We start from the raw sequence: 26,154 nt of genomic DNA, 5'->3' as shown, positions 1-26,154 counted from the left end.
CCGACCCTTGGTGTAGAGCGCTGAACCAAGGGACGGCCAAGGCCGGCGGGTTACTTCAAGCTGCCCGCCAGGAACTGCTGGAGACGCTCGGACTGAGGCTTTACCAGCACTTCGCGTGGGTTGCCGCGCTCTTCGACCTGACCCTTGTGGAGGAACACCAGCTGATTCGAGACCTCGCGGGCGAAGCCCATTTCATGGGTCACGACCACCATGGTGCGGCCCTCCAGGGCGAGATCCTGCATAACCTTGAGCACTTCGCCGACCAGCTCGGGGTCGAGGGCCGACGTCGGCTCATCGAACAGCATCACTTCCGGTTCCATGGCCAGCGCCCGGGCAATCGCCACACGCTGCTGCTCGCCGCCCGACATGTGCGCCGGGAAGGCGTTCATGCGGTGTGCCACGCCGACCTTGTTCAGGTAGTGCTCGGCCTTTTCCCTGGCTTCCTTCTTGCCCATACCCAGTACATGCACCGGTGCCTCCATGACGTTTTCCAGGGCACTCATGTGGGACCAGAGGTTGAAGTGCTGGAACACCATCGCCAGGCGCGAACGCATGCGCTGCAACTGTTTGGGCTCGGCGGCCTTGAGCCCGCCGAGCTTGTTGCTCACCAGCTTGAGTTGTTCGCCATTGAGCACAATGTTGCCCGCGTTGGGTTGCTCCAGCAGGTTGATGCAACGCAGGAACGTGCTTTTGCCCGAGCCGCTGGAGCCGATGATGCTGATCACGTCACCGGCTTTCGCCTCCAGGGACACACCCTTTAGCACTTCGTGGGTGCCGTAGCTTTTGTATAGATCCTGAACTTCAAGTTTGTACATGGTTTGCACTCTCTGGAATCAGTCGCTGAGCAAGCGACCCTGGCGAATAGGGGTACTGCCGGCCACTTTGGCCAGCCACAGGCCGGGCTGGGCAAAACGCAGGCGTTCGCGGGCATACAGGACGCCGTCGGTACTGGCGCATACCACGCTGTGACGATCGGTCAGTGGGTCGAGCACTTCGAACAGCGGATCGCCGACCTTGACCCTGGCACCCACCGGTTGCAGAAAACTCACCACGCCCGGATGCGGGGCATAGGCGTACTGCGCACCGGCAAATGGCGTCGCTTCACAACAGGTCGCTGGAGCGGCCGGCCAGTCGCCACTGATCAGGCCCTGCTCGGCGAGATAGCCGAGAATGGCCTGCGCACTCTCGATGCATTGCTCGCGTTCGGTGTCAGCCATGCCGCGCAATTCAATGGTGGTGGCCACGCATGCCAGCGGAATGTTGGCCTGGGCAAAACGCTCGGCCAGCTGCAGCCAAGGGATTGCGCAGGCTTCATCAAAGGCATTGCCACCCGCGCCCTCGGCCAGCAGCGCGGCACCCGCTTCCAGGCGCGCGGCCAATGAACGCAGGCGTGGCCAGTTTTGCGGCATGGCGTAGAGCAGCATGATCGACTCAAAGTCGCAGTGCAGGTCGAGCACTAGGTCGGCATCGCAGGCATGCTGCAACAGCAGGCGACGCAGGCCATCGAGTTCCGAGGTGGGCGCAGGCAGGTCCCGGATGACCTCGGCCATGGCGCGGCGGATGAGTGCGACGTTGGCGTCGGCATCCTCGCCCAGCCGGCCTTCCAACAGCGGCGCCACGGCGTCAGCCAGTTCCGGGAATTCACGATTGAAGTTCTTGCCGCTGGAGAACTCGAAACGACCCTGATGGGTGGCCTGGAACATCTGCCCAATCCCGATCGGATTGGCCAGCGGCACCAGTTCGATCACCCCGGTCAACCGGCCTTGCTCTTCCAGCTCGCGCAGGCGGTGCTTGAGTTCGACGGCGACGCGCATCCCCGGCAGCTCGTCGGCATGCAAGGTAGCCTGGATGTAAGCCTTGCGCGGGCCGCTGCCAAAACGAAACAGCGATAGGTGCCGCTCAGTGCCCGAGGCGCTCCACGGCAACAGGTATTGAATGTGCTGCATAAAATTCCTTAGTGCTTGCGGGGTGCCAGGTACGCCAGCCAGCGGCGTTCGGCCAGCTTGAACAGACGAACCAGGATGAAGGTCAGGACCAGGTAGATCAGACCCGCAGTAATGAATGCCTCGAACGGCAGATAGAACCGCGCGCTGACTGTGCGTGCCGCGCCGGTGATGTCCACCAGAGTGACGATGGACGCCAGGCTGGTGGTTTGCAGCATCATCAACACTTCGTTGCTGTATTGCGGAAGCGCCCGGCGCAAGGCCGATGGCAGGAGAATCCTTCGATACAGGGTAAAGCGCGACATGCCCATGGCCCTGGCGGCTTCGATCTCGCCGTGGGCCGTGGACTTCAGGCTGCCGGCCAGCAGTTCCGCGCTGTAGGCGCTGGTATTGATCGCGAAGGCCAGGCAGGCACAAAAGGTCGCGCTGGACAGATACGGCCAGAGCACGCTCTGGCGTACCGCTTCGAACTGCGCCAGGCCGTAGTAGATGAGGAACAACTGCACCAGCATCGGCGTGCCACGAATCACGTAGGTGTAGAGCCAGGCGGGGAAGTTGATCAGCGGTGAGCGGGAGACCCGCATCAGCGCCAAGGGAATGGCCAGCACCAGGCCGACGGCCAGGGAAATCAGCAGCACCTTGAGGGTCAGCAAGGCGCCGTTGAAATACAGCGGCAGATTTTCCCAAATCACGTTGTAGTCGAGAATCATCGGTTCGCTCCAATCACAGCTCGGCGGCTTTGATGCCGACCGAGTAGTGTTTTTCCAGGTAACGCAGCACCAGCAACGACAGGCTGGTGAGCATCAGATAAAGCGCCGCTACCGCGAGGAAAAAGGTAAACGGCTCATGGGTCGCGTCCGCTGCGTTCTTGGCCTTGAACATCATGTCCTGCAAGCCGATCACCGAGATCAGCGCGGTGGATTTGGTCAGCACCAACCAGTTGTTGGTGAACCCGGGAATGGCGAAACGAATCATCTGTGGCACCAGAATCCGCCAGAACATCTGCGCGCTACTCATGCCATAGGCGGCGCCAGCCTCGCCCTGGCCTTTGGGAATCGCCATAAAGGCGCCGCGAAAGGTTTCCGAGAGATAAGCGCCGAAGATGAAGCCCATGGTGCAGACGCCGGCGATAAACGGATTGATGTCGATATAGCGGGTGTAACCCAGCGCCAGGGCAATGCGGTTCACCAGGTCCTGGCCGCCGTAGAAGATCAGCAGGATCAACACCAGATCAGGGATGCCGCGAATAAGGGTGGTATAGCCTTCGCCCAACATCGCCAGCCATTTGAGCGGCGATAGCCGAAAGGCAGCACCGATCAGGCCTAAAGCAATGGCCATGGCCATGGAGGTCAGGGCCAGGTTTATAGTCAGCCAGGCGCCATCGAGAATGCTCGATCCGTAGCCGTGAAGCATGATGAAGTTCCTCAAACCAGCGCCGGGAGGCGCGCGGGACAAGCCAAAGACGGCGCCTGCACGGGCCGGCGCCGGGGTTACGGGTGAAGGGTTATTGGCCGTAGATATCGAAGGCGAAGTACTTGGCCATCACTTGCTGGTACTTGCCATTGGCGCGGATGGCGTCAATCGCACTGCTCAGGCGCGCAGCGTTGACGCTATCGCCTTTACGCACGGCGATCCCGGCGCCACGACCGAAGTATTTCGGGTCGTTGATGTCCGGTCCTACCAGCGCAAACCCTTTGCCGGCCGGAGTTTTGATAAAGCTTTCGTCGGTGTTGACGATGTCGGCGAGGGTGGCATCCAGGCGACCCGAGACCAGGTCGAGGAAGGCTTCATTCTGAGCCGAGTAGCGCACCACCTCGACCCCGGCTTTCTCCAGTTGCTCGGAGGCGAAACGGTCGTAGGTCGAGGAGCGTTGTACTCCGACTTTCTTGCCTTTGAGATCAACCAAAGGGTCGTTGATCACGTTGCCGGCCTTCATCGCGAACTTGCCCGGGGTGTGGTAGTACTTTTTGCTGAAGTCGACGGACTTCAGCCGATCCTCAGTGATCGACATCGACGACAGCACCGCATCGATCTTGCGCACTTTGAGCGAGGGGATCATGCCGTCGAATTCCTGGATCACCCATTGGCATTTGACCTTCATCTCTTCGCACAAGGCGTTGCCGATGTCGTAGTCGAAACCGCTGACATTGCCTTCCGGAGTCTTGAAGGAGAACGGTGGGTAAGCGGCCTCAATCCCGATCCGCAGGCTGTCTTCGTCGGCGTGGGCGAGGAGGCTGAAGGCGCAAAGTGCCAGAGCACCTAGAAGTTCTGTCTTGTTCATATTGTTGACTCCTGTGTTGGGGCGTTTGGATGGTCGACACCCGAAATGGCTCGGCAAAAGCGAATTTCGGGGAAAGCAACGGTGACGAGGGTGTATGCCTGCAATCTGGCTCGCCGGATCGCTCTGGTGATCTGTCGGGGCTATAAATGACACGTTTTATTTCATAAATCAATTTTATGAAAATGTTTGTGTCGTTACGAGGCGTGATTGGCGAGCCGTTCGCCCGTGGGAGGGTTACGCAGAACCTGATCGAATAAGGTTTGAAAGGCCCGAATGGCGACGCCCGACCGTTTGTCTGAGCGGTGTTTTGACATGCGCTGGGAGAGAGCGTGTCATCAACCGAAACCCGTCTTGAGCATGGGAGTTGGCGGTTGCGAGGGCTACTCTCGAGCAATTGAAACTTGCTTTCCGGCAACCGCGGGTATATACACGCACCATGCTTCCCTCTCAATGTTTGTGTACCAACCTGCGTCGCGCCGCTCGAGGCGTCAGCAGGCACTACGACGGCGCTCTCGACGGCTTCGGGATCAACGTTGCGCAGTATTCTTTGCTGTGCAATTTGCAACGCCTGGATCAGCCAAGTATTTCGACCCTGGCGCACGCCATGGGCCTGGACCGCAGCACTCTGGGCCGCAACTTGCGGGTGCTGGAAGGCGAAGGACTGGTGACCCTGGTCGAAGGTGAAGATCATCGTAATCGCGTGGTGTTGCTTACCGAGGCCGGGCAAGAGCGATTGGCGGCGGCGTTGCCGGCATGGGAAGCGGCGCAACAGCGTTTAATCGAACGATTGGGTGCAGAGAAGCGCGAAACCTTACTGGCCTTGCTGGACGAACTGTCCTGAAGGCATTTAGTACGAGCATAAGCGGGTATATACCCGCTATCGGAGAACAATAATGACATCGATGTGGCGTACCAGCGGTTGGGTTCTACTCGGGAGTGCGCTGATCTTGGCATTGTCCTTGGGGGTGCGGCATGGCTTTGGGCTGTTTCTGGCGCCGATGAGTGCCGATTTCGGCTGGGGACGGGAAGTGTTTGCGTTCGCCATCGCCTTGCAGAACCTGATTTGGGGCCTGGCACAACCCTTTACCGGTGCGCTGGCCGACCGTTTCGGTGCGGCGAAAGTGGTGTTGGTCGGCGGGGTGTTGTACGCCCTCGGGTTGGTCTTCATGGGGCTGTCTGACTCGGCCTGGTCGTTATCGCTGAGCGCTGGCTTACTGATCGGTATCGGCCTGTCGGGTACCTCGTTCTCGGTGATTCTGGGGGTGGTCGGGCGTGCCGTTGCTCCCGAGAAACGCAGCATGGCCATGGGTATCGCCAGTGCCGCCGGTTCTTTCGGTCAGTTCGCCATGTTGCCGGGAACCCTCGGATTAATCGGCTGGCTTGGCTGGTCGGCAGCCCTGCTGGTACTGGGTCTGCTGGTGGCGTTGATTGTGCCGCTGGTGAGTATGCTCAAGGACAATCCACTGCCGCGGGCCGGTCATGAGCAAACCTTGTCCGAAGCCTTGCGCGAGGCCTGTTCGCACTCCGGCTTCTGGTTGCTGGCGTTCGGTTTTTTTGTCTGTGGCTTTCAGGTGGTGTTTATCGGCGTGCATTTGCCGGCGTACCTGGTAGACCAGCATCTACCGGCAGCGACCGGCACCACGGTATTGGCATTGATCGGCCTGTTCAATATCTTCGGTACCTACACCGCTGGCTGGCTCGGTGGGCGGATGTCCAAGCCACGGCTGCTGACCGGTCTGTACCTGCTGCGCGCGGTGGTGATCGGGCTATTCCTCTGGGCACCGGTGACCCAGGTCAGCGCTTATCTGTTTGGTATGGCCATGGGCTTCTTGTGGCTGTCGACCGTGCCCTTGACCAACGGCACGGTGGCGACGCTATTCGGCGTGCGCAACCTGTCGATGCTCGGCGGCATCGTGTTCCTCTTCCATCAGCTGGGTTCGTTCCTCGGCGGTTGGCTGGGTGGGGTTGTCTATGATCGAACCGGCAGCTATGAGCTGATCTGGCAGGCGGCGATTCTCTTGAGCCTGCTGGCGGCTGCGTTGAACTGGCCGGTACGTGAACGTCCGGTTGCGCGTCTGCAAGCACAGGTCAGTGCGGCATGAACAGGATCTGGCCTTGGTGTGTCGGCCTGGGGCTCGGGGCCTTGCTCCTGGCGTTGGCCTGGTGGGGCTGGCAGCAGGGCGGCCTGGCGCTGATGCAGCTGGGCATGGGTGCTTGCTAGGCGTGCCTCTTGGCGAGTAACTTCGCAGTTTGACGACCTTTCAAGGACATTGAACATGCTGATGCGCTGGCTTGCGGTTCCAGCTCTATTCGTGGCATTCAGTGGCTCGGCTCTGGCAGCCGATTGCCCGCCATTGTTGCAAGGCTCATTGCCCAAGTTGCACGCCAAGGAGTCCATTGATCTGTGCGAGCGCTTTGCCGGCAAGCCGCTGGTGGTGGTCAATACCGCCAGCTTCTGTGGCTTCGCCCCACAGTTCAAAGGGCTCGAGGCGCTGTATCAAAACTACAAGGAGCAAGGCCTGGAATTGGTCGGCGTGCCCTCCAATGACTTCAAGCAGGAAGCCAAGGACGGTGCCGAGACGGCGAAGGTCTGTTACGTGAACTACGGCGTGACCTTCACCATGACCGAACCGCAAAAAGTCCGCGGTCCGGATGCGACTCATTTGTTCAAGATCCTGGCGCAACAGAGCAGCGCGCCGAAATGGAATTTCTACAAATACGTGGTCGACCGCCGGGGCAAGGTGATAGCCAACTTTTCCAGCCTGACCAAGCCCGATAATCCAGAATTTATCGCCGCGGTGGAAAAGGCCCTGGCTTCAAAACCCTGATCGACGCCCACTGAAAAGCCCCGCCTCTGTAGCAGAGTGCGAGGCTTTTTTGGGTTCGACTGGCGATCCGTTCAGGATCAAAGGCAATCAGAACCTGTAGGTTGCGCCTACACCGAAGCCGTTTGCCGAGTTTTCATACTTGGCGTTGTACGACTGGCCACGATTGTTGCTGTTGTTGATCTTGGCATCGTCTTCCTTGAGGTAGGAATAGGCGACGTCAATGGTCAGATCCTCAGTCGGGCTCCAGCCGGCGCCGAGGCTGAAGGCCTTCCGGTCACCCGTCGGGATGCGCGGAGAGCGATCGACGTTGTTGGTTGGCGCCTGGTCAACCGACACACCACCGCGCAGTACCCATTGCTTGTTCAACTGATAGGACGCGCCAATGGCATGAGCCCAGGTGTTGTGCCAGTTCTGCTCTTCGGTGATGGTCCCGAATTGTCCAGCCAGCATCGGTGGCACGCCCTCGTTCTCGACGGTGATCTCTTTCAGGCGGCTCCAGCGGGTCCAGGTGCTGCCTGCGTAGAGGGTCCACTGGTCGTTCAGCGCGTGGGTGACCGAGAAATCCACGGACTCGGGGGTGGTGATATCCAGCGAGGCGTCATACTTCTGGCTGCTGTTCTGGCCGATCAGGCCCAGCACGCCATAGTTCACCTTGGTGTTGCCTTCGAGCTTGTACTTCACTTTCGAGTGATAGGTCAGGCCGACGCGGGTGCTGTCGGTGGCTTGCACCAGGACGCCGGCGTTGAAGCCCAGCGCGGTGTCGTCACCCTCGATCTTGACCTTGCCATCCGGCGCGGCCTGGGTAATCGACAGATTGGATTCCAGGGCGCCGTCAATACGGTTGATGGTCGGACCAAAACCGATCGACACCTTGTCGTTGAACGCATAGCTGATGGTCGGTTGCAGGGTCAGGACCGTGACTTCGCTTTTGCTGCCGAAATATCGACCGGCAAAGTTGTTCTCGTAGTCGGTTACCAGGCCGAACGGCGCGTACATGCCGAAACCTACAGTCCAGTGCTCATCGATTGGCTTGACGTAGTAACCCATGGGGACGGCAATGAGCGGCACCATGTCGCCTTTGTTGCTGCCGCTGTTAGGGCTGGAACTGGCGTCGTGGATGTCGGTATAGGCATCGATCAGGGCGGCACCGCCGGTGACTTGTTCACGCTTGAGGCGCGACATGCCGGCAGGGTTGCCAAATACTGTGCTTGCATCATCGGCAGAAGAAGAACGTCCGGCGAATCCAGTGCCCATCCCGCTGATGCTTTGTTCGTTGACGGCAAAGCCACTTGCGAAGATCTGGGTGGATGCCAACGTAACGGCAAGACTAAGCGTGGTTTTGAGCATTACTTTTTTCATTATTAGAACTCTTGGTGATCACCGGGGCGAAAATTACCAACATTTTCGCTCCAGCGCTATAGGCTGTATCGCTTGAGATAGAGCGGTTTTGTAGGACAATCGGACCAGGTTTACGGTTTATTGCGCGATGTTGCAAAATCGCCTGTCAGCAGGCAATTTCATTGGGAAGGGATATGCAGGTTTGCCAGGCGCAGGTGAAGTCCCTGAGGCGCCCTTGAGGGTGAAATGTCTGTCGCCAGATTCTGGCCATTGCGAGTAAATCATCCGCTTCGGGCAGGGGGGTGTTTTGTTCCTCCACCAGCAGCCAGGCGATGGCAGTGGCGTAACGCAGGTTGACCGTGAGCTCCAGGTGCGGTCCTTTGAGAAAGGCATGTTGACTGGCAAGGCCGCGAACCAGGCTGGCGCGTTCGGGATCCAGCGCCAGGTAATGGTCCCAGAGGGCCTGATGGCGAGGTTCGGCAATCCGGTACAGGCCGTGTCCGCGGCGGTCATGCAGGGCGGAGCCGAGCGCCGATTGGCTGGCGGCAATACCCAGTAGCAGTGATTCGGCGGTCGGGCTGTGGCACCCGAGGTAAATCAGCGTCGGGCGGATCACATAACGGCACAGCTCGCTGGCGGCGATACCCATACAGCCCTCCAGACGCGTGAATGAGTGGCGAGATCTGAGCGGCTTGGCAGCAGTGGGGAAGTTCAGTCTCGCCGTAAGCGGTTCATGCCGCTTGAGTTGAAGTGTAGTGTCATATTCGTGCCGTAAAGGACTGTTTTTAAAATATTTTCGGCTTCGAGTTATAACCGTTATATCTGTTGGTGCTTAAGCCATTCCTGTAGGAGCAGAAACTTCAGGCAATAAAAAACCCTGCGGTTGAGGCAGGGTTTTGAATTTTCAGCGTTCTGGCGTATCAGGCAACCAGTGCCTGACGGGTACGCTCGATCACGGCCTGCAGCGGCTCGGCGCTGGAGTATTGATCGGGGTACAGGCGTTCGCTGTGACGAGCGATGCCGTGTTCGTTGACCAGGGTGAAGCTGAAGCAGCCTTTGCGAGCGGCCATGATCAGGCAGTTCATTGGAGCAAAAGCATTGGTGAGGGTGCGAATGGCATCCTGAGTGTGAATTTGAGTCGACATGGTTATGGTGTTCCTACAAATGACACGGATAAGAACCGTGCAACGTTAAAACGTTCCAGTAACGTCGACCACCGTTGGTCGAACGAAGAACCCGACTGGAACAAAGCAGCCAGTTAGAAGCACTTTGATTTATGTGCGCTTGGGCTGGCAGGTAGGTACTTAGGAGGGCAGGCAGCACATCAAGGGCAAAGGTTCTGGGCCCGGGGTGAAGATCCTGATCAATCTGCAGGTTGGTTCGGTCAGAGTATGAGCACTTCGCAACACCCTTTGCTTTCGATCAAAGGCAGTGTCGTCGCAAGTGATACCTGGAAACCATCGAGGTGGTCGATCCCGTGTTGTCGGTAGAAGCTTCTCTTTAGGGAAGGTATACCGGGGGACTTGTTCGACCGTAATTGACTTTCAGCTTGGTACTAACGCCGCGGATAGTAACGGATTGAGTTTCAGAATGGAAGCGTGCCAAGCAAAAAAACCGTGTTCGGCAAAAAACATCGCCGAATCAGGCCCCGCGGCAGGGAGATCAAATAGCACAGAATCTGGCCGATGCAAGGCCCGAATGTCTGTAAGGGTGGCAGTTGGAAAGTGCTGGCGGTCACGCTCCTCCTTCGGTTTTCTCCTGCAGAACGTGCCAAAAAAGTGGGTTGATATAACTGCTTCTTGGGTACTTGTGCACAATCGATGCGCGGCGTGTTACAGCACTGTCACTTCAGCCTTACAGCAGGTCTCTGCCTTCAGTGAAAATTTAAGTCAATGAAAAACATCGTTTTTTTTTACTGGTGAAAAAATCGTCAGTTTGACTGCGGGCCCCGTTCCATGGGGGTTTGAGCGAGTTGCGGGACGGTTGTCCACTGAGTTATCCACAGCTTCTGTGGATTGTCCCAAGCGCTTGCTCTAGCACGGGCGTGCAGGATTTTTTTCGGCTTTACCCGTACGAAAAAAGGAGTAGAGTGGCGCGCCTTCCGATCTACCCCACAGTGCTTTATGAAGTTTCGTTCAATACCATCCTCTGCTGCCTCCACACCTCCAGGTGTCAGCCCACCCCAACGCCTGTCGTTGCGTGTCGCCATGTGGCTGCTCGACAGCCCGCGCCTGGCTGACAACCGGAATATCAAGCACTTCGCCGGACGTTTGCTCAAGCAGCCGGCCCGTGACGGCGTGGTCGTTGCGCAAAGTCGTCTGGGCCAATTGATGTGTCGCGAATGCGGCAGTGCCCGGGATCGGCGGATCGGTCATGATCTGCTGCGCCAGGCCGCCCGCGCAGGTGATCGGTGTGCACAGCGCGAACTGGGTCAGATCGAAGACTGAGCTGTTCCTGGCCCCACGCCTTGTTTAACCTTCAGGCTTTACCCTAACGGCAGGAGTGGTTATGGCGATGGACTTGACCAGCGTATTGCTGGGGCTGGCGGGTGCTGCGCTGCCGCTATTAGTATGGGTTTGGCACGTTCAGCGACGCCTGAGTGCCCGACAATCCGAGCTGTCGTTGCTCGAAGAACGTCTGAGCACCGCCCAACTGGCGCAAGAGGGACTCAATGCCCAGCTCGATGCCAGCCGCGATGAAATCAGCGACCTGAGCCAGGCCAATGCCACTAAACAAGCGGATCTGGCCGCGGTTCGCCGTGAGGTCGAACTGTTGCAGATCGAGCGTGACAACGCGCGCGACGCAGCCCACGCCTGGAACCTGGAGCGCAGCAGCAAGGAGGCCGAGTTACGCCGCCTGGACGCTCAGGCAGCGTCGCTTAACGCCGAGCTGCGTGAACAGCAGGAAAGCCATCAACAACGCCTGAGTGACCTGCAAGGCTCGCGGGATGAGCTGCGCGCACAGTTTGCGGAACTGGCCGGAAAAATCTTCGATGAGCGTGAGCAGCGCTTTGCCGAAACCAGTCAGCAGCGCCTGGGGCAGTTGCTCGATCCGCTGAAAGAACGCATCCAGTCGTTTGAAAAACGCGTTGAAGAAAGCTATCAGGCCGAAGCTCGCGAGCGCTTCTCCCTCGCCAAGGAGCTGGAGCGTCTGCAGCAGTTGAATCTGCGTCTGAGTGACGAGGCGACTAATCTGACTCGGGCCCTCAAAGGCCAGAAAACCCAAGGCAACTGGGGTGAGCTGATTCTCGAGCGAGTGCTTGAACATGCGGGCCTGGAAAAGGGCCGCGAATACCAGACCCAAGTCAGCCTCAAGGGCCCGGATGGCGAGCGTTTTCAGCCGGACGTGCTGATCATGCTGCCCGGCGACAAGCAGGTAGTGGTCGATTCCAAGGTCAGCCTCACCGCTTATCAGCAGTACGTGGCTGCCGATGACGAGGTGATCGGCCAGGTCGCTTTGAAGCAGCACGTGTTGTCTCTGCGCAACCATGTCAAAGGCCTGGCCGGTAAGGACTACAAACGTCTGGAAGGCCTGCACAGCCTGGATTTCGTACTGCTTTTCGTGCCGATCGAAGCGGCTTTCTCGGCGGCATTGCAAGCGGAGCCGAACCTGTTTCAGGAAGCTTTCGACCGCAACATTGTCATCGTCAGCCCGACCACCTTGCTGGCAACGTTGCGGGTCATCGACAGCTTGTGGAAACAGGAACGCCAGAGCCAGAACGCCCGGGAAATCGCCGAGCGGGCTGGCTGGCTGTACGACAAGTTTGTGCTGTTCATCCAGGACCTGGACGAAGTCGGCAACCGCCTGCAGCAACTGGACAAAGCCTACAGTGCGGCACGCAACAAACTGACTGAAGGCCGCGGCAATCTGATCAGCCGCAGCGAGCAGCTCAAGTTACTCGGCGCTCGGGCCAGCAAAAGCCTGCCGGCGGACCTGCTGGAGCGAGCGATGACCGATGTGGACGGGATGGCGGAATTGCCGGAGTAGGGGAGCGCATGCCGGTTTGAGCGGCACCAGTCAGTTAACGCGATACTTCAGCCGGGTGGATATCTGAGGCGAGGGGGCTTGTCGGAACGCCGCACCGCCCCGCTGGGGCGCGCAGCGGCCCTAAAACTTACAAATGTGTTGTATCAGGCACACCGCATCCATCGACTTTACGACTGCTTCGCAGCCGAACGGGGGCAGGCCCCCTCGCCACAGGTGTGTAATGTTCCACTCCCAATCTGCCGCGTTACAACGGCAAATGCCTATTCAACAATGCCCTCAACGCCGCCGGTTTCACTGGTTTAGCCAAATAGTCCAGGCCGGCCGCATGGACCTCGGCGACCATTTCCGGTCGGCCATCGGCGCTGATCACCACCCCCGGCACCGGTTCGCCGAGTTCGGTGCGCAGCCAGGCCATCAACTCGGTCCCGGTCTCACCGTCATCCAGGTGGTAGTCCACCAGTGCCAGCTGCGGGCGAATGCCTTCACCGAGCAGCGTTGCGCATTCATCCCGATTGCGTGCGGTCCAGACCTGGCAACCCCAGCGCGTCAGCAAGCTATTCATGCCGATCAGGATGCTGTCCTCGTTGTCGATACACAGCACGTGCGCGCCACTCAGCAGTTGACCGTTGTGCTCGGCGACCTTGGCCGGGGCGCTGAATTTTGCGTGAACCAGCGGCACACTGACGCTGAACACGCTGCCCTTACCCGGCCATGAACGTACCTGCAATTGATGCCCCAGCACCCGGCAAAGCCCGTCGGCAATGGCCAGACCCAGGCCCAGGCCTTTCTCGGCGCGAGTCTGGTGGCTGTCCAGGCGTTTGAACTCTTCAAAGATCACCCGCCGTTTGTTTTCCGCAATGCCTGGTCCGCGATCCCAGACTTCCAGGCAGAGTTGCCCGTTGCGGCGTCGCACGCCCAGCAGCACCGGGCCTTTGGCATAACGAAAGGCGTTGGTCAGGAAGTTCTGCAGAATCCGCCGCAGCAGCTTGATATCGCTGTTGACCCGCAAATGGCTGCCGCGCAGGCGAAATTTCGTGCCTTGCTCCTGGGCCAGGGCCTTGAACTCGGCACCGAGGGTATCGAACAATTCGTTGAGGACAAACGGCTTGGGATCCGGGTTGATCATGCCGTTTTCCAGGCGCGACATGTCCAGCAGATCGCTGATCAGGTCTTCGGCCGAGCGCAGCGAACTGTCCAGGTGATGCACCAACTGCTGCGCCTCGGCGCAAAGCCCCTCTTCTTGATGGGAAAGGGCGGCGGAGAACAGTCGGGCGGCATTCAACGGTTGCATCAAGTCGTGGCTGACCGCGGCAAGGAAGCGGGTTTTCGACTGGTTGGCCAGCTCTGCGGTGCCCTTGGCCTCGGTCAGGGCGACATTCAGTTGCGACAATTCATGAGTCCGCGCGGTGACCCGTTGTTCCAGCCCTTCGTTGGCATCGGTCAGCGCTTTTTCGGCTTCGCGGAACGCGGTAATGTCGGTAAAACTCATGACGAAACCGCCGCCGGGCATCGGATTGCCGATCAGCTCGATCACCCGTCCGTTGGGGAACAATCGTTCGGAAGTATGCGCCCGGCCCTGGCGCATCCAATGCAGGCGCCGAGCCACGTGCACCTCGGCTTCGCCGGGGCCGCAGAGGCCACGCTCGGCGTTGTAGCGAATGATGTCGGCAATCGGTCGACCAACGCTGATCAGCCCGTCCGGGTAGTTGAACAGCTCCAGATAACGTCGGTTCCAGGCCACCAGTTTGAGCGATTGGTCGACCACGCTGATGCCCTGGGTAATGTTCTCGATCGCACCTTGCAACAGGGCACGGTTGAACTGCAGCACCTCCGAGGCTTCGTCGGCGATCCGTACTACGTCCTCAAGCTGCATCTCCCGGCCTTCGATGGCGGCTTTCACCACCGCGCGGGTCGAGGATGCTCCGAGTACACCGGCCAGCAGGCGCTCGGTGTGGGCGATCCATTCGCCATCGGCATTCTGGTTCGGATTGAAGCCTTTACCCTGGCGATAGGCGAAGCGAATAAAGCTTTGGCGCGCCCGTTCTTCACCGACAAAACGCGCCGCCAGGGCGAGCAGGTCGTTGATCTGCACCGCCAGCATCGAGCGCGAACTGGGGCGCGCGCTGATTTCCTGACCGATAAACCGTCCGGCCTGCCAGTGCTCGGAGACCCGGGTACGCGACAGCACCGAAACCCAGGCGAACAGCGTGAAGTTACCCGCCAGTGACAGCACCACGCCCTGGGTCAGCGGAGTGATGGGCAGGTTCAGCGGGTTGCCATGCAGCCAGGTCAGGCCGGGAAAACTGCTCAGCGACCAGCCGAGGCTGTTGGCGGCAATCGGCAGGACCAGGGTGTAGAACCAGAGGAAGGTCCCGGTAGCCAGGCCGGCAAATACCCCACGGCGGTTCGCCTGTTTCCAATACAGCGCGCCGAGCATTGCCGGCGCCAGTTGGGTGACCGCGGCGAAGGCGATCTGGCCGATGGTCGCGAGGCTCGCGGTAGAGCCGAGCAAGCGATAGCTGACGTAGGCCAGCAACAGGATCACCACGATGCTCACCCGGCGTACCGAGAGCATCCAGTAGCGGAATACTTCGAACGGGCGCTCGGCGTTTTTGCGCCGCAGCAGCCAGGGCAGCAGCATGTCGTTGGAAACCATGGTCGAGAGTGCCACGCTGGCGACAATCACCATCCCGGTGGCAGCCGATGCGCCGCCGATAAATGCCAGCAGCGCCAGCGCCGGATGGGACTGGGCCAGCGGCAGGCTGATCACGAAGGAGTCGGGCAACACCGAACTGGGCAGCAGCATCTGCCCGGCCAGGGCGATCGGCACCACAAACAGTGCGGCCAGCGCCAGGTAGGCAGGGAACACCCACTTGGCCAGGCGCAGGTCCTGCGGCTCGATGTTTTCCACCACTGTGACGTGAAATTGCCGTGGCAGGCAGATGATCGCCATCATCGCGACGCCGGTCTGCACCACCATGGACGGCCAGTTGATGGTTTCTTTCCAGTACTGCTCCAGACGCGGCGCGAGCATGGCCTGATCGAACAGGTCGTCGAAGCCGTCGTACAAGCCATAGGTGACAAAGGCGCCGACCGCCAGAAAGGCGAACAGCTTGACCAGCGATTCGAAGGCGATTGCCAGCACCATGCCGCGGTGGTGTTCGGTGGCGTCGAGGTTGCGGGTACCGAACACGATGGTGAACAGCGCCAGCACCAGCGAAACGATCAGCGCTGTGTCCTGGGCGCGGGTGCCCATGGCGTCGGGACCGGCGCCGATCAACAGGTTCACGCCCAGCACGATGCCTTTGAGTTGCAGGGCAATGTACGGCAGGACCCCGACCAGGCAGATCAACGCGACGACTACCGCCAGCGACTGCGATTTGCCATAACGGGCGGCGATGAAGTCGGCGATGGAGGTGATGTTCTCCTGCTTGCTGATCATCACCATCTTTTGCAGCACCCAGGGCGCCAGCACCAGCAACAGAATCGGCCCCAGGTAGATTGGCAGGAACGACCAGAGTTGTTCGGCCGCCTGGCCCACCGCGCCGAAGAAGGTCCAACTGGTGCAGTAGACGGCCAGCGACAGGCTATAGACCCAGGCACGCATCCGCGGTGGCAGCGGCGCGCTGCGACGGTCACCGTAGAAGGCGATGGCGAACAGGATGGCCATATAGGCCAGGGCGACGGCGGCGATCAGCCCGCTGGACAGCGACATGGAAACTCCAGACAAAAGACGCCCGGGCAATTCAGCCCGGTCAGACAGTCTCGCATGATGGCCGGGATTCGTCAGTGTCGACCAAGGTCTCAGCGCGGCCGGGTGTCGCAGGGGAGTTTCAATTGCATCCTCGTCGCCTGTACCGGCCTCATCGCGAGCAAGCTCGCTCCTACAGGAATGGCGTCAGGCGCAGATCATGTGGGAGCGAGCCTGCTCGCGATTGGGCCTTACTGATGCAACGCGATATCGATCAACTGATGAAGCTCTTCCACCTCCAGCGGCGCCGCCGAAAACAGGATCCGGAACACCGTTGGCGCTACCACCATATTGATCAGCCGGTCGACGCTGGGCAGCGTTTCAGCGCTATCGCGGTAACGCTCGAGAATAATCTGCAATTGCCCGCTGATGATGCTCACGCAATAACCCGGCGTGGCGCTGCATTGCACGTCGCGCAGCATATGGCGGCCCGGTTCGGAGCTCATCTCGTCCAGATACTGTTCCGCCCAGGCCCGCAGGTCGCCGTGCAGGCTGCCGGTATTGGCCGGTTCACTGTCGGGGCGCATGCGGGCCAGGGCGACGTCGGCGAGCAGCATCGAAAGATCGCCCCAGCGCCGGTAGATGGTCGAGGGCGTGACGCCCGCGCGAGCGGCTATTTGCGGCACGGTCACAGTCGAGCGCTCCTGCTCTTCGAGGAGTTCGCGGACCGCTGAATGAATCGATTCCTGCACCCGGGCACTGCGGCCACCCGGGCGTAAACCTTCTTTAATCGCCATAGGTCGAACCTTAACACAAAGAATTTGCTTTAAGCCTGGGCCAGTAGCACACTTCGCAAAAGCAATAAATTAGCTTTAGCGGAGCGTGCCCATGTCCAGTTCCACCGATACGCCGGTAGCCAATCGTTCCAGCCTGCTGTTCCTGGCAATTACGCTGCTCGGTTTTCTGGCCGCCTCAAGCGCGCCAACGCCTTTGTATCACCTGTATCAGGAGGCGCTGCAGTTTTCTTCGGCGACCCTGACCCTGATTTTTGGGGTCTACGCCCTGAGTCTGCTGGCAGCCTTGCTGACAGTCGGCTCGCTGTCGGATTACCTCGGACGCAAACCGGTGATTTTCGTCGCGCTGCTGCTGGATATGCTGGCAATGTTGCTGTTTATCAATGCCGAAAGTGTTGCCTGGCTGATTGCCGCGCGGGTGCTGCAAGGCTTCGCCACCGGCATGGCGACCAGCGTGCTGGGAGCCGCGTTGCTCGACACCGATCGCCAGCAAGGGCCGCTGGTCAACAGCGTGGCGCCGTTGCTGGGCATGGCGTGCGGCGCGCTGGGTACCAGTCTGTTGGTGGAGTACGCGCCGCAACCCTTGCAGTTGGCCTACTGGATGCTGTTCGGCTTGTTTGCGCTGCAGGCGTTGTATGTCTGGCGTCTGCCGGAAAGCGTCAGTCGGCAGCCGGGTGCCTGGGCGTCGCTGCGACCAACCCTGCATGTGCCCGCCCAGGCACGGCGGGCGTTATGGCTGTCCTTGCCGGTGGATGTCGCGGTCTGGGCCATGGGCGGTTTTTACCTGTCATTGGCGCCGTCCCTGGTCCGCGCTGCGACCGGTTCGACCTCGAATCTGATCGGTGGCGGGCTCGTGGCGGTGTTGACCCTGAGCGGGGCGCTGGCGATTTTCACTTTGCGCAATCGCCCCGCCGACAAAGTGCTGCGCCTGGGGGCGAGCCTGTTGGCCATTGGTGTTGCGTTGATCCTGAGTGCTGTGCACAGCGCCAGCCTGCCGCTGTTTTTCTTGGCCACGCTGGTGGCCGGCAGTGGTTTCGGCGCAGGTTTTCTGGGGGCCTTGCGCAGCGTCGTGCCGCTGGCCTTGCCTCATGAGCGCGCCGGGTTGATGTCGGCGTTTTATGTGCTCAGTTACCTGGCGTTCTGCCTGCCGTCGTTGCTCGCGGGAAGCCTGACGCGCAGCTTTGGCCTGATCGCGACCACGGATGGATACGGCGCACTGTTGATCCTGCTGGCCCTCGGGGCGCTGTTGGGCTTGATGTTGCAGCGGCCGGCGAAGGTGTGTGCGGTTGCCGGTAATCCATGAACGATTGAGCCGGGGGGAAAGTGTGCAGGCTGTGGCATTGTGGGCACTGGAGCCTTGGTCTCAAGCGCTCCAGACTCCAGGTAAAGGACAGGACTCCCCATGAAGATCATTCGCAGTAAATCCTTCACCGGCACCCACGCCTGGGCAGCGCTGCCTATCGCCAACATGAACGGCATTACTACGCGGCTGCACTGGACCGACCAACCCTATCAATGGCACACCAACGATGGCCAGGAAGTCTTCGTGGTGTTGGATGGGCAAGTACGGATGCACTATCGCGAGGACGGGGTGGAGCAGGTTGCCTTGCTCGAGGTGGGCGACATTTTTTATGCCAGTGTCGGCACCGAGCATGTCGCCCATCCGTTGGGCCCGGCGCGGATTCTAGTGGTCGAATCGCAGGGCAGTGTTTAGTGGCCTGTGTGAAGTAACGAATGGGCCGTAAGGCCGCCAGGTTCTATATCGGTTAAACAGATAACGGTTAGAGATATTACCCGTTATATAGATATTCGATTTGCTTCTACCATGAATTCCACCTCACGCAGAGGACAGGAGTTCAGCATGACATGCACCAACAGCGTCAGATCCGGCTTGCGGCCATTGAGCCATTTGCAGCACCCGCGCGAAGCGATCCGTCATTTCACCCCCAACTGGTTCGCCGCGACCATGGGCACCGGTGTGCTCGCGTTGGCCCTGGCCCAGTTGCCGGTTGAAAGCCCCGGCCTGCGGGCGGTTGCCGAGGGTTTGTGGTTATTCAATATTCTGCTGTTCGTGTTGTTCTGCGGCCTTTATGCGGCCCGTTGGCTGTTGTTCTTCGACGAGGCGCGGCGAATTTTCGGGCACTCCACGGTGTCGATGTTTTTCGGCACCATCCCCATGGGCCTGGCGACCATCATCAACGGCTTTCTGCTGTTCGGCGTGCCACGTTGGGGGGAGGGCGTGGTGCAACTGGCCGAGGTGCTGTGGTGGCTGGATGTAGTCATGTCGCTGGCTTGCGGGGTTTTGATTCCCTACCTGATGTTCACCCGTCAGGAACACAGCATCGACCAGATGACGGCAGTCTGGCTGCTGCCGGTGGTTGCCGCGGAAGTCGCAGCGGCCAGTGGTGGTTTGCTGGCCCCGCATCTGCCGGATGCCCATGGGCAGTTGGTGGTGCTGGTCACCAGCTATGTGCTATGGGCGTTTTCGCTGCCGGTGGCCTTCAGCATTCTGACTATCTTATTGCTGCGCATGGCCTTGCATAAACTGCCCCACGAGAGCATGGCCGCCTCGAGTTGGCTGGCCCTCGGGCCGATTGGCACCGGAGCGCTGGGCATGTTGCTGCTGGGCGCGGATGCGCCGGCAATCTTCGGCGCCAACGGGTTGTCAGGCATCGGCGAAATAGCCGCAGGCCTCGGCTTGGTGGCCGGGATCACGCTGTGGGGGTTCGGGCTCTGGTGGCTGCTGAGCGCGCTGCTGATAACCCTGCGTTACCTGAGTGAGGGGATTCCCCTCAACCTTGGCTGGTGGGGCTTTACCTTCCCGCTGGGCGTCTATTCATTGTCCACGCTGAAGCTGGCGACCACCCTGAACCTGACGTTTTTCAGTGTTTTTGGCAGCGCTCTGGTAGCGGCATTGGCGCTCCTCTGGCTGATTGTCTCGAAACGAACCGTGCAGGGTGCCTATCGAGGGGAGCTGTTTGTTTCACCTTGTATTGCAGGATTAACAAAATAACGGCGAAGTTTAGCTAAGGTTGTGGCCTGGATCGAAGATCGATATTCCAATAACAGCATTCAAGCCACTCAGGGACATGGAAGATGAGTCACCCCTCGCAGTTCACTTTGCTTCGCAAACGGCGTTTTCTGCCGTTTTTTGTTACCCAGTCCCTTGGGGCATTCAACGACAATATCTTCAAGCAGTCGCTGATCCTCGCCATTCTGTACAAGCTGACGATCGAGGGGGACCGCTCGATCTGGGTCAACCTCTGCGCCTTGCTGTTCATCTTGCCGTTCTTTCTGTTCTCGGCTTTGGCCGGGCAATTTGGCGAGAAGTTCGCCAAGGACAGATTGATCCGCCTGATCAAGCTCGGTGAAATCGCGATCATGGCGGTCGGTGCAGTGGGCTTTATGTTCGATCACCTGTGGTTGATGCTGGTGGCGCTGTTCGCCATGGGGACCCACTCGGCGCTGTTCGGCCCGGTGAAGTACTCGATCCTGCCCCAGGCGTTGCGCGAAGAGGAGCTGGTGGGTGGCAACGGTCTGGTGGAAATGGGCACCTTCCTGGCAATCCTGGCCGGGACCATCGGTGCCGGGATCATGATGTCCTCCAGTCATTACGCGCCGATCGTGTCTACCGCTATCGTCGCAGTTGCGGTGCTCGGTTATCTGGCCAGTCTCGGCATACCCCGGGCTGCAGCGGCTACTCCGCAGATGCGCCTGAACTGGAACATTTTCAGCCAGTCCTGGGCCACCTTGCGCCTGGGCCTGGGGCAGACACCCGCAGTGTCCCGCTCGATTATCGGCAACTCGTGGTTCTGGTTTGTCGGGGCGATTTATCTGACGCAGATTCCGGCCTACGCCAAAGAATGGCTGTATGGCGATGAAACCGTGGTGACGCTGATTCTTACGGTGTTCTCGGTGGGCATCGCGACCGGCTCGATGCTGTGCGAAAAACTCTCCGGGCGCAAAGTGGAGATTGGCCTGGTCCCGTTCGGCTCGTTCGGCCTGACGGTGTTTGGCCTGCTGCTGTGGTGGCACTCCGGCGGTATCGTACAGAACGTCCAGGCCAACGACTGGATTGCGGTGCTTAGCACGGGCCCGGCCTGGTGGGTGTTGATCGATATCCTGGGCCTGGGGATTTTCGGTGGTTTCTATATCGTGCCGCTGTACGCGCTGATTCAGTCGCGCACCGCGGAAAATGAGCGGGCGCGGGTCATCGCCGCAAACAACATCCTCAATGCCTTGTTCATGGTGATCTCGGCGATTGTCTCGATTGTTTTGTTGAGTCTGGCCGAGCTGTCGATCCCGCAGTTGTTCCTCGCGGTGTCGCTGATGAACATCGCGGTGAACGCCTACATCTTCAAAATCGTTCCCGAGTTCAGCATGCGCTTCATGATCTGGCTGCTCAGCCACTCCATGTACCGCGTCGAGCATCGCAACCTGGATCTGATCCCTGACGAAGGCGCGGCGCTGCTGGTGTGCAACCATGTGTCGTTTGTCGACGCCTTGCTGATTGGCGGCGCGGTACGTCGGCCGATTCGCTTTGTGATGTATTACAAAATCTACAACCTGCCGGTGCTGAACTTCATCTTTCGCACCGCCGGGACTATCCCGATTGCCGGGCGCCAGGAGGATATCCAGATATACGAAAGCGCCTTCAAGCGGATCGCCCAGTACCTGAAGGACGGCGAACTGGTGTGCATTTTTCCGGAAGGCAAGTTGACTGCCGATGGCGAGCTCAATGAGTTCAAGGGTGGGTTGACGCGGATTCTCGAAGAAACACCGGTGCCGGTGATTCCATTGGCCTTGCAGGGGCTGTGGGGGAGTTTCTTCAGTCGCGATCCGGGCAAGGGGCTGTTCCGTCGGCTGTGGTCGCGAGTAACCCTGGTGGCGGGGCCAGCGGTGGCGACCGAGGTGGCGGAGCCTGCGAAGTTGCAGGCTTTGGTTGGGGAGTTGCGGGGGGCAGTTAGATAGTCGGTGCTTGTGCGGGCCTCATCGTCGGATCGCCGCCCGGAGCAAGCTCGCTCCCATATTAGATTTATGTTGAGCCACAAATAGTAGGCACACGATCAATCCAATGTGGGAGCGAGCGTGCTCGCGATAGCGGTAGTGGCCTAAGCGCTAACCTTGAGCCCAACCAACCCGGCAATGATCAACGCCACGCTGGCCAGCCGAAACAGCGCCATCGACTCACCAAACAGAATGATCCCGGCGATCACCGTGCCGACCGCACCGACCCCGGTCCAGATCGCATAAGCGGTGCCCAGCGGTAGCTCTTTCATGGCCAGGCCGAGCAAGCCAAGGCTGATCACCATGGCGCCAACGGTCAGGGCAGTGGGCACAGGGCGGCTGAACCCGTCGGTGTATTTCAGGCCGACGGCCCAGCCAACTTCGAACAGGCCGGCAAAAAACAGAATGATCCAGGACATGGAAGACCTCCATCGAATGACGGGGTCGTCCCCAGATTTATGACTCGATTGAGCCGCGAGGTCGTCCTCGCGATGGGCAAGATAGTGCCCAATATTAACCTGGGGATCAAGTTTTACGGATCAGTCTGCCGCTTGCCGAGCGCTCAGTTCGCGGTCCTGCTTTTCGCTCTGGCAGAGCAACCAGGCCACCCCCGGTATGGTCACGAAGTGCGCGACCACACCCAGGGCCAATAGGCGCCGCCGATTCGACGAACGCACATTAGTGCATTCAGATCCCCTGCGGAGTCTCTTCGCCGCCCAATGCTTCGACCAGCATCGGGAGGAATTCGCCGAAGGTCAGCATCATCAGGGTGAAGCTGGCGTCCTGCTGGCCGAGGGCATCGTCGCCGCCGTCCTGTTCCGCCTGATCCTGCAGCAGGTCTTCGAACTTCAGGCGTTTGACCACCATCTTGTCGTCGAGCACGAAAGACAGTTTGTCCTGCCAGGCCAGGGATAGCTGGGTCACCACTTTGCCGGTGCTCAGGTGCAGCTGGATTTCGTCGCTGGTCAGGTCCTGACGCTTGCAACGGACGATGCCGCCGTCTTCGTGGGTATCGCGCAGCTCGCATTCGTCGAGGACGAAAAACCCGTCGGCAGCCTTTTGGGTTTTTACCCAGTCGGTCATGGTCGCGGTCGGTGCCATTTTCACGGTCAGCGGACGTACCGGCAGCGAGCCAATCACTTCACGCAGGGTCGACAGCAGGTCTTCGGCGCGTTTTGGGCTGGCCGAGTTGACCAGGATCAGCCCCTGTTTCGGCGCGATGGCAGCAAATGTGGCCGAACGACGAATAAAGGCACGGGGCAGGAAGGCCTGGATGATTTCATCCTTGAGCTGATCGCGCTCCTTCTTGTAGACCTTGCGCATTTGCTCGGCTTCGATCTCTTCGACCTTTTCCTTCAGGGCATCACGCACGACGCTGCCCGGCAGAATACGTTCTTCCTTGCGCGCGGCGATCAGCAGGAAATCCTGGCTGACGTGCACCAGAGGCGCATCTTCGCCTTTGCCGAACGGCGCGACGAAACCGTAGGTGGTCAACTCCTGGCTTGCACATGGACGCGCCTGTTTGGTGGCCAGTGCAGTTTCCAGCGCCTCAGCATCAAAAGGCAGATCTTGGGTCAGGCGATAGATAAGCAGGTTTTTGAACCACATGGGGTGAATCTCTCCTTATATGCAAAAGGAGGGCATTATTCTCTTCGAAGCGTAATAGGCCAACCCTTAGCTAAGCCTTTGGAAGGCATGAAAAAATTATTTTAAAAAGTGCTTGCCAGAGTACGGGGCGCTCCGTAGAATGCGCGCCACACCGAGAGTGAAGGGTGATTAGCTCAGCTGGGAGAGCATCTGCCTTACAAGCAGAGGGTCGGCGGTTCGATCCCGTCATCACCCACCATTCGCTTCAAGTGTTACGCGCAGCGGTAGTTCAGTCGGTTAGAATACCGGCCTGTCACGCCGGGGGTCGCGGGTTCGAGTCCCGTCCGCTGCGCCATATTCGGTAACCTGGAACGCTGAACGCCAGGTCACCACAGAAAGCCCGCCTAGTGCGGGCTTTTTGCTGTCCGGATTTTGCAAGGTTCTAACTGATTTGAATATTTTTTTATTTAAATCAGCACGTTATGAATTTTTGTGAGAGAATGCGCCTACACCGAAAGTGAAGGGTGATTAGCTCAGCTGGGAGAGCATCTGCCTTACAAGCAGAGGGTCGGCGGTTCGATCCCGTCATCACCCACCATTCGCTTCAAGTGTTACGCGCAGCGGTAGTTCAGTCGGTTAGAATACCGGCCTGTCACGCCGGGGGTCGCGGGTTCGAGTCCCGTCCGCTGCGCCATATTCGGTAACCTGGAACGCTGAACGCCAGGTCACCACAGAAAGCCCGCCTTGTGCGGGCTTTTTGCTGTCTGGAATTTGGCTTCTTGTCCGAGGATCATCCTGAGGTTTCCAGATCGGCGCGTCAGGCTTCGAGGCAATGTTGCAGGCTGTCGATTACCGCTGGCGGTATCACATCAAATACGGTTTCTTTTGCTGTTACAGACGCCCCGCAACGGCGCGTCTGGCGGTATTCGCTGGGCGTGCAACCGGCGAATTGCTTGAAGGCCCGGGCGAAGTAGGAAGGGTCCTTGAAACCGACCTCATAGCCGATGCTGGTGATGGGCATCTGGCTGTTGTCGAGCAGCTCCCTGGCGTAGTCCATGCGTTTGCTCAGGATGTAGTCCATATACCCAAGACCATTCACTTCCTTGAACAGGCGACTGAAACGGAATGTTGTCATGCCGCAGCGCTTCGCCAGTTCCTTCTGGTCGATGCTCTCCTGAAAATGTTGGTCGATGTACAGCAGCACCTTATTGAGTGCCTGGTGCTTCTGGTGTTCCGCGGTCAGCCGAATACTCTCCGGCAGGGAAGGGCCGTGTTCGATGTGCGGCTTCCTGGGGTGGAAACCAGAGTTGCGGCGCAGCTCGCAGAGCTGCTCCAGGGCATGCAGAAAGCGGCTCTTCTCGGTGCCTGAAAGGGGCAGCACCATGTACTCCCACACACGAGAACGCATGGCCCACACGGCGAGCTCTTCGGAGTGCTGTACGGTGAACATGGCGATAGGCACCGAGGGCAGGGTGCGTTTGATCTCCAGCAACAGACTGAGGCCCTGCATGTCGGGACGATCAAAATGTATGCAGATCATGTCCGGTTGTTGTTGGCCATAATCCTGCTTGAGCAAAGCGGATTCTTTGGTCAGCCGGCAATCGCAGGTTGAGCGAAATTGCGCGATCAGTTCTTCGGTCGATTGATCACGAGTGAGATCGAGCCATAAAAGAAATGGTTTTCTGGCTGAGGCAGACATCATTTTCATACCTCGAGTTCCGTGCCTCATTTTTTTTTCTACTTCGTTTTCCAGTATTGTCACTTTGCCATCATCTGAATGATCAAATTCATATATAAAAATATTTTTTTAGTTTGTTTGGTTCTATGCATCGTTGAGCGCCAATGTTACGGGGGCTTTACAGTTATTTTCGATCTGCCTCGGATCGACCGCTCGTCGCTTGCGAATCAGTTGCAGAATCATTCGTAAGTTATTCCCTTGATTACGCTTGCCGTTACTCAGGCGGTGCCCTAAGTGTTTTTTGTTGTGCTGGCAATGACAGCAAAAAAGTCCTAGCGATAAGCAAAAACCTCCTAACCCTACCGTTGCCCCCTGACTAAGGTTTGAACCAGGCAGTGCATTCAGCGCCGCCCTTGAAGAACAACACTCAAGTGAGGTGGACAACATGAATATCCAATCGATCAAGACTTCGGTGCTGAAGTTCATCAAAGACGAAGATGGTCTGACCATTGTGGAGTATGCGGTGGCGGGTGGGTTAATTACTGTAGCTGCGGTGGCTGCATTCATAACATTAGGAACAAACGTTAATTCCAAAATCGAGTGCATGCACAAAGCGGTCGGTGTCGGAGCAGCTAAGGGCACCGCTTGCTAGCAGGTTTCATAAGGAATGCAGCGATGCTCACGGAATAGACAGCGCCACTGTTTTGTTATTAGGGCTGCTAGGTATGCGGTGGTGAACGATCTGCGCCACCACTGCACTACCAACTATAAAAACCGAGTGAGGCGGACAACATGAATATCCAATCGATCAAGACTTCAATGCTGAAGTTCGTTAAAGACGAAGATGGCCTGACCATTGTGGAGTATGCGGTGGCAGGTGGGTTGATTACGGTGGCTGCGGTGGCCGCATTCGTAACACTAGGAACAAACGTTAATTCCAAAATCGAGTGCTTGCACAAAGCGGTGGGTGTCGGAGCAGCTGCGGGCGCCGCTTGCTAGATCATTCCACTGGGGGGTAGC

Annotated in this window: 25 protein-coding genes and 4 tRNA genes; 16 read left to right on the top strand and 13 right to left on the bottom strand. The window is 58.9% G+C overall.

What is annotated here, in order from left to right; all coding sequences use genetic code 11:
- Nucleotides 1-50: 50 nt before the first annotated feature.
- The 5 genes from F8N85_RS20305 to F8N85_RS20285 all read right to left on the bottom strand — a co-directional run bounded on the left by F8N85_RS20305 (nucleotide 51) and on the right by F8N85_RS20285 (nucleotide 4,224).
- Nucleotides 51-815, bottom strand: coding sequence for an ABC transporter ATP-binding protein (locus tag F8N85_RS20305; protein WP_150805308.1), 765 nt, complete (start codon nucleotides 813-815; stop codon nucleotides 51-53).
- Nucleotides 816-833: 18 nt separating this feature from the next.
- A complete protein-coding gene (locus F8N85_RS20300; RefSeq protein WP_150805307.1) occupies nucleotides 834-1,946 on the bottom strand; it encodes a succinylglutamate desuccinylase/aspartoacylase family protein in 1,113 nt (370 codons plus the stop codon).
- 8 nt (nucleotides 1,947-1,954) lie between these two features.
- Entirely contained in the window at nucleotides 1,955-2,653 is a 699-nt protein-coding gene (locus tag F8N85_RS20295) for an ABC transporter permease (protein WP_150805306.1), read from the bottom strand.
- 13 nt (nucleotides 2,654-2,666) lie between these two features.
- Entirely contained in the window at nucleotides 2,667-3,356 is a 690-nt protein-coding gene (locus F8N85_RS20290) for an ABC transporter permease (protein WP_150805305.1), read from the bottom strand.
- A 91-nt stretch (nucleotides 3,357-3,447) separates the two neighbouring features.
- Complete coding sequence (locus tag F8N85_RS20285) at nucleotides 3,448-4,224, bottom strand: ABC transporter substrate-binding protein (protein WP_150805304.1); 777 nt, start codon at nucleotides 4,222-4,224, stop codon at nucleotides 3,448-3,450.
- Nucleotides 4,225-4,660: 436 nt separating this feature from the next.
- Between F8N85_RS20285 and F8N85_RS20280 the strand changes: the two genes are divergently transcribed.
- The 4 genes from F8N85_RS20280 to F8N85_RS20270 are packed head-to-tail and all read left to right on the top strand — an operon-like array spanning nucleotide 4,661 to nucleotide 7,052.
- Nucleotides 4,661-5,065 (top strand): MarR family winged helix-turn-helix transcriptional regulator, encoded by a 405-nt coding sequence (locus F8N85_RS20280; RefSeq protein ID WP_150805303.1) that lies wholly within the window; start codon nucleotides 4,661-4,663, stop codon nucleotides 5,063-5,065.
- Nucleotides 5,066-5,117: 52 nt separating this feature from the next.
- Entirely contained in the window at nucleotides 5,118-6,326 is a 1,209-nt protein-coding gene (locus tag F8N85_RS20275) for an MFS transporter (protein WP_150805302.1), read from the top strand.
- Nucleotides 6,323-6,445, top strand: coding sequence for a hypothetical protein (locus tag F8N85_RS35465; protein WP_263596381.1), 123 nt, complete (start codon nucleotides 6,323-6,325; stop codon nucleotides 6,443-6,445). Before F8N85_RS20275 ends, F8N85_RS35465 begins: the two co-directional genes overlap by 4 nt.
- 55 nt (nucleotides 6,446-6,500) lie before the next feature.
- Nucleotides 6,501-7,052: a glutathione peroxidase gene (locus F8N85_RS20270; protein WP_150805301.1), complete on the top strand. Its 552-nt coding sequence runs from the start codon at nucleotides 6,501-6,503 to the stop codon at nucleotides 7,050-7,052.
- Between the two features lie 87 nt (nucleotides 7,053-7,139).
- Here the strand turns inward: F8N85_RS20270 and F8N85_RS20265 are convergent, their stop codons facing one another.
- The 3 genes from F8N85_RS20265 to F8N85_RS20255 form a co-directional block, all read right to left on the bottom strand.
- A complete protein-coding gene (locus tag F8N85_RS20265; protein WP_150805300.1) occupies nucleotides 7,140-8,411 on the bottom strand; it encodes an OmpP1/FadL family transporter in 1,272 nt (423 codons plus the stop codon).
- Nucleotides 8,412-8,556: 145 nt separating this feature from the next.
- Nucleotides 8,557-9,039, bottom strand: a complete 483-nt coding sequence (locus F8N85_RS20260; RefSeq protein ID WP_150805299.1) for a hypothetical protein — start codon at nucleotides 9,037-9,039, stop codon at nucleotides 8,557-8,559.
- 271 nt (nucleotides 9,040-9,310) lie between these two features.
- Nucleotides 9,311-9,535, bottom strand: a complete 225-nt coding sequence (locus F8N85_RS20255; RefSeq protein ID WP_007898912.1) for a hypothetical protein — start codon at nucleotides 9,533-9,535, stop codon at nucleotides 9,311-9,313.
- Nucleotides 9,536-10,513: 978 nt separating this feature from the next.
- Between F8N85_RS20255 and F8N85_RS20245 the strand changes: the two genes are divergently transcribed.
- Together F8N85_RS20245 and rmuC are read left to right on the top strand one after the other, a co-directional pair.
- Nucleotides 10,514-10,837, top strand: a complete 324-nt coding sequence (locus F8N85_RS20245) for a sel1 repeat family protein (RefSeq protein WP_150805298.1) — start codon at nucleotides 10,514-10,516, stop codon at nucleotides 10,835-10,837.
- Between the two features lie 175 nt (nucleotides 10,838-11,012).
- Nucleotides 11,013-12,377 (top strand): DNA recombination protein RmuC, encoded by a 1,365-nt coding sequence (gene rmuC, locus F8N85_RS20240; RefSeq protein WP_191636221.1) that lies wholly within the window; start codon nucleotides 11,013-11,015, stop codon nucleotides 12,375-12,377.
- Between the two features lie 244 nt (nucleotides 12,378-12,621).
- Here the strand turns inward: rmuC and F8N85_RS20235 are convergent, their stop codons facing one another.
- Nucleotides 12,622-16,092: a PAS domain-containing hybrid sensor histidine kinase/response regulator gene (locus tag F8N85_RS20235; RefSeq protein WP_150805296.1), complete on the bottom strand. Its 3,471-nt coding sequence runs from the start codon at nucleotides 16,090-16,092 to the stop codon at nucleotides 12,622-12,624.
- Nucleotides 16,093-16,319: 227 nt separating this feature from the next.
- Entirely contained in the window at nucleotides 16,320-16,865 is a 546-nt protein-coding gene (locus F8N85_RS20230; RefSeq protein WP_150805295.1) for a TetR/AcrR family transcriptional regulator, read from the bottom strand.
- A gap of 91 nt (nucleotides 16,866-16,956) precedes the next feature.
- On the opposite strand from F8N85_RS20230, the gene F8N85_RS20225 reads away from it, so the two are divergent.
- The 4 genes from F8N85_RS20225 to F8N85_RS20210 all read left to right on the top strand — a co-directional run bounded on the left by F8N85_RS20225 (nucleotide 16,957) and on the right by F8N85_RS20210 (nucleotide 21,833).
- Nucleotides 16,957-18,165 (top strand): MFS transporter, encoded by a 1,209-nt coding sequence (locus F8N85_RS20225; protein ID WP_150805294.1) that lies wholly within the window; start codon nucleotides 16,957-16,959, stop codon nucleotides 18,163-18,165.
- 99 nt (nucleotides 18,166-18,264) lie between these two features.
- The gene (locus F8N85_RS20220) at nucleotides 18,265-18,576 is read left to right on the top strand and encodes a cupin domain-containing protein (RefSeq protein WP_150805293.1); all 312 of its coding nucleotides are present in this window, start codon (nucleotides 18,265-18,267) and stop codon (nucleotides 18,574-18,576) included.
- A gap of 147 nt (nucleotides 18,577-18,723) precedes the next feature.
- The gene (locus tag F8N85_RS20215; protein ID WP_150805292.1) at nucleotides 18,724-19,875 is read left to right on the top strand and encodes a TDT family transporter; all 1,152 of its coding nucleotides are present in this window, start codon (nucleotides 18,724-18,726) and stop codon (nucleotides 19,873-19,875) included.
- A gap of 83 nt (nucleotides 19,876-19,958) precedes the next feature.
- Nucleotides 19,959-21,833: an MFS transporter gene (locus F8N85_RS20210; RefSeq protein ID WP_150805291.1), complete on the top strand. Its 1,875-nt coding sequence runs from the start codon at nucleotides 19,959-19,961 to the stop codon at nucleotides 21,831-21,833.
- A 140-nt stretch (nucleotides 21,834-21,973) separates the two neighbouring features.
- On the opposite strand, the gene sugE is transcribed toward F8N85_RS20210, so the two are convergent.
- Nucleotides 21,974-22,288 carry a quaternary ammonium compound efflux SMR transporter SugE gene (sugE, locus tag F8N85_RS20205; RefSeq protein ID WP_150805290.1) on the bottom strand — a complete coding sequence of 105 codons (315 nt, stop codon included), beginning with the start codon at nucleotides 22,286-22,288 and terminating at the stop codon, nucleotides 21,974-21,976.
- Nucleotides 22,289-22,556: 268 nt separating this feature from the next.
- Complete coding sequence (gene rdgC, locus F8N85_RS20200) at nucleotides 22,557-23,477, bottom strand: recombination-associated protein RdgC (protein WP_150805289.1); 921 nt, start codon at nucleotides 23,475-23,477, stop codon at nucleotides 22,557-22,559.
- A gap of 162 nt (nucleotides 23,478-23,639) precedes the next feature.
- On the opposite strand from rdgC, the gene F8N85_RS20195 reads away from it, so the two are divergent.
- The 4 genes from F8N85_RS20195 to F8N85_RS20180 all read left to right on the top strand — a co-directional run bounded on the left by F8N85_RS20195 (nucleotide 23,640) and on the right by F8N85_RS20180 (nucleotide 24,150).
- Nucleotides 23,640-23,715, top strand: a tRNA-Val gene (locus F8N85_RS20195).
- Between the two features lie 19 nt (nucleotides 23,716-23,734).
- Nucleotides 23,735-23,811: transfer RNA gene (locus tag F8N85_RS20190), tRNA-Asp, on the top strand.
- Nucleotides 23,812-23,978: 167 nt separating this feature from the next.
- Nucleotides 23,979-24,054 (top strand) — tRNA-Val (locus F8N85_RS20185).
- Nucleotides 24,055-24,073: 19 nt separating this feature from the next.
- Nucleotides 24,074-24,150 (top strand) — tRNA-Asp (locus F8N85_RS20180).
- Between the two features lie 123 nt (nucleotides 24,151-24,273).
- Here the strand turns inward: F8N85_RS20180 and F8N85_RS20175 are convergent.
- Entirely contained in the window at nucleotides 24,274-25,158 is an 885-nt protein-coding gene (locus F8N85_RS20175; protein ID WP_150805357.1) for a helix-turn-helix domain-containing protein, read from the bottom strand.
- 421 nt (nucleotides 25,159-25,579) lie between these two features.
- Here F8N85_RS20175 and F8N85_RS20170 point away from each other — a divergent pair, with 421 nt between their 5' ends.
- Both F8N85_RS20170 and F8N85_RS20165 read left to right on the top strand, forming a co-directional pair.
- Nucleotides 25,580-25,786, top strand: coding sequence for a Flp family type IVb pilin (locus F8N85_RS20170; protein ID WP_150805288.1), 207 nt, complete (start codon nucleotides 25,580-25,582; stop codon nucleotides 25,784-25,786).
- Nucleotides 25,787-25,926: 140 nt separating this feature from the next.
- The gene (locus F8N85_RS20165; protein WP_150805287.1) at nucleotides 25,927-26,133 is read left to right on the top strand and encodes a Flp family type IVb pilin; all 207 of its coding nucleotides are present in this window, start codon (nucleotides 25,927-25,929) and stop codon (nucleotides 26,131-26,133) included.
- Nucleotides 26,134-26,154: the final 21 nt, after the last annotated feature.

It is taken from the genome of Pseudomonas fluorescens (assembly GCF_902497875.1).
Lineage (GTDB): Bacteria > Pseudomonadota > Gammaproteobacteria > Pseudomonadales > Pseudomonadaceae > Aquipseudomonas > Aquipseudomonas fluorescens_BR.
The sequence above is the reverse complement of the archived record's forward strand: the minus strand, read 5'-3'. Positions and strand labels throughout refer to the sequence as shown.

Excerpts from the sequence above, each read along its gene's own strand:
- F8N85_RS20260 (WP_150805299.1), bottom strand. The coding sequence starts at position 9,039 with ATGGGTATCGCCGCCAGCGAGCTGTGCCGTTATGTGATCCGCCCGACG.
- F8N85_RS20285 (WP_150805304.1), bottom strand. The coding sequence starts at position 4,224 with ATGAACAAGACAGAACTTCTAGGTGCTCTGGCACTTTGCGCCTTCAGC.
- F8N85_RS20215 (WP_150805292.1), top strand. The coding sequence starts at position 18,724 with ATGACATGCACCAACAGCGTCAGATCCGGCTTGCGGCCATTGAGCCAT.
- F8N85_RS20210 (WP_150805291.1), top strand. The coding sequence starts at position 19,959 with ATGAGTCACCCCTCGCAGTTCACTTTGCTTCGCAAACGGCGTTTTCTG.
- F8N85_RS20295 (WP_150805306.1), bottom strand. The coding sequence starts at position 2,653 with ATGATTCTCGACTACAACGTGATTTGGGAAAATCTGCCGCTGTATTTC.
- F8N85_RS20220 (WP_150805293.1), top strand. The coding sequence starts at position 18,265 with ATGAAGATCATTCGCAGTAAATCCTTCACCGGCACCCACGCCTGGGCA.
- F8N85_RS35465 (WP_263596381.1), top strand. The coding sequence starts at position 6,323 with ATGAACAGGATCTGGCCTTGGTGTGTCGGCCTGGGGCTCGGGGCCTTG.
- F8N85_RS20175 (WP_150805357.1), bottom strand. The coding sequence starts at position 25,158 with ATGATGTCTGCCTCAGCCAGAAAACCATTTCTTTTATGGCTCGATCTC.
- F8N85_RS20245 (WP_150805298.1), top strand. The coding sequence starts at position 10,514 with ATGAAGTTTCGTTCAATACCATCCTCTGCTGCCTCCACACCTCCAGGT.
- F8N85_RS20280 (WP_150805303.1), top strand. The coding sequence starts at position 4,661 with ATGCTTCCCTCTCAATGTTTGTGTACCAACCTGCGTCGCGCCGCTCGA.
- F8N85_RS20235 (WP_150805296.1), bottom strand. The coding sequence starts at position 16,092 with ATGTCGCTGTCCAGCGGGCTGATCGCCGCCGTCGCCCTGGCCTATATG.
- F8N85_RS20275 (WP_150805302.1), top strand. The coding sequence starts at position 5,118 with ATGACATCGATGTGGCGTACCAGCGGTTGGGTTCTACTCGGGAGTGCG.
- F8N85_RS20165 (WP_150805287.1), top strand. The coding sequence starts at position 25,927 with ATGAATATCCAATCGATCAAGACTTCAATGCTGAAGTTCGTTAAAGAC.
- F8N85_RS20300 (WP_150805307.1), bottom strand. The coding sequence starts at position 1,946 with ATGCAGCACATTCAATACCTGTTGCCGTGGAGCGCCTCGGGCACTGAG.
- F8N85_RS20255 (WP_007898912.1), bottom strand. The coding sequence starts at position 9,535 with ATGTCGACTCAAATTCACACTCAGGATGCCATTCGCACCCTCACCAAT.
- F8N85_RS20230 (WP_150805295.1), bottom strand. The coding sequence starts at position 16,865 with ATGGCGATTAAAGAAGGTTTACGCCCGGGTGGCCGCAGTGCCCGGGTG.
- F8N85_RS20305 (WP_150805308.1), bottom strand. The coding sequence starts at position 815 with ATGTACAAACTTGAAGTTCAGGATCTATACAAAAGCTACGGCACCCAC.
- F8N85_RS20170 (WP_150805288.1), top strand. The coding sequence starts at position 25,580 with ATGAATATCCAATCGATCAAGACTTCGGTGCTGAAGTTCATCAAAGAC.
- F8N85_RS20265 (WP_150805300.1), bottom strand. The coding sequence starts at position 8,411 with ATGAAAAAAGTAATGCTCAAAACCACGCTTAGTCTTGCCGTTACGTTG.
- F8N85_RS20270 (WP_150805301.1), top strand. The coding sequence starts at position 6,501 with ATGCTGATGCGCTGGCTTGCGGTTCCAGCTCTATTCGTGGCATTCAGT.
- F8N85_RS20225 (WP_150805294.1), top strand. The coding sequence starts at position 16,957 with ATGTCCAGTTCCACCGATACGCCGGTAGCCAATCGTTCCAGCCTGCTG.
- F8N85_RS20290 (WP_150805305.1), bottom strand. The coding sequence starts at position 3,356 with ATGCTTCACGGCTACGGATCGAGCATTCTCGATGGCGCCTGGCTGACT.
- rdgC (WP_150805289.1), bottom strand. The coding sequence starts at position 23,477 with ATGTGGTTCAAAAACCTGCTTATCTATCGCCTGACCCAAGATCTGCCT.
- sugE (WP_150805290.1), bottom strand. The coding sequence starts at position 22,288 with ATGTCCTGGATCATTCTGTTTTTTGCCGGCCTGTTCGAAGTTGGCTGG.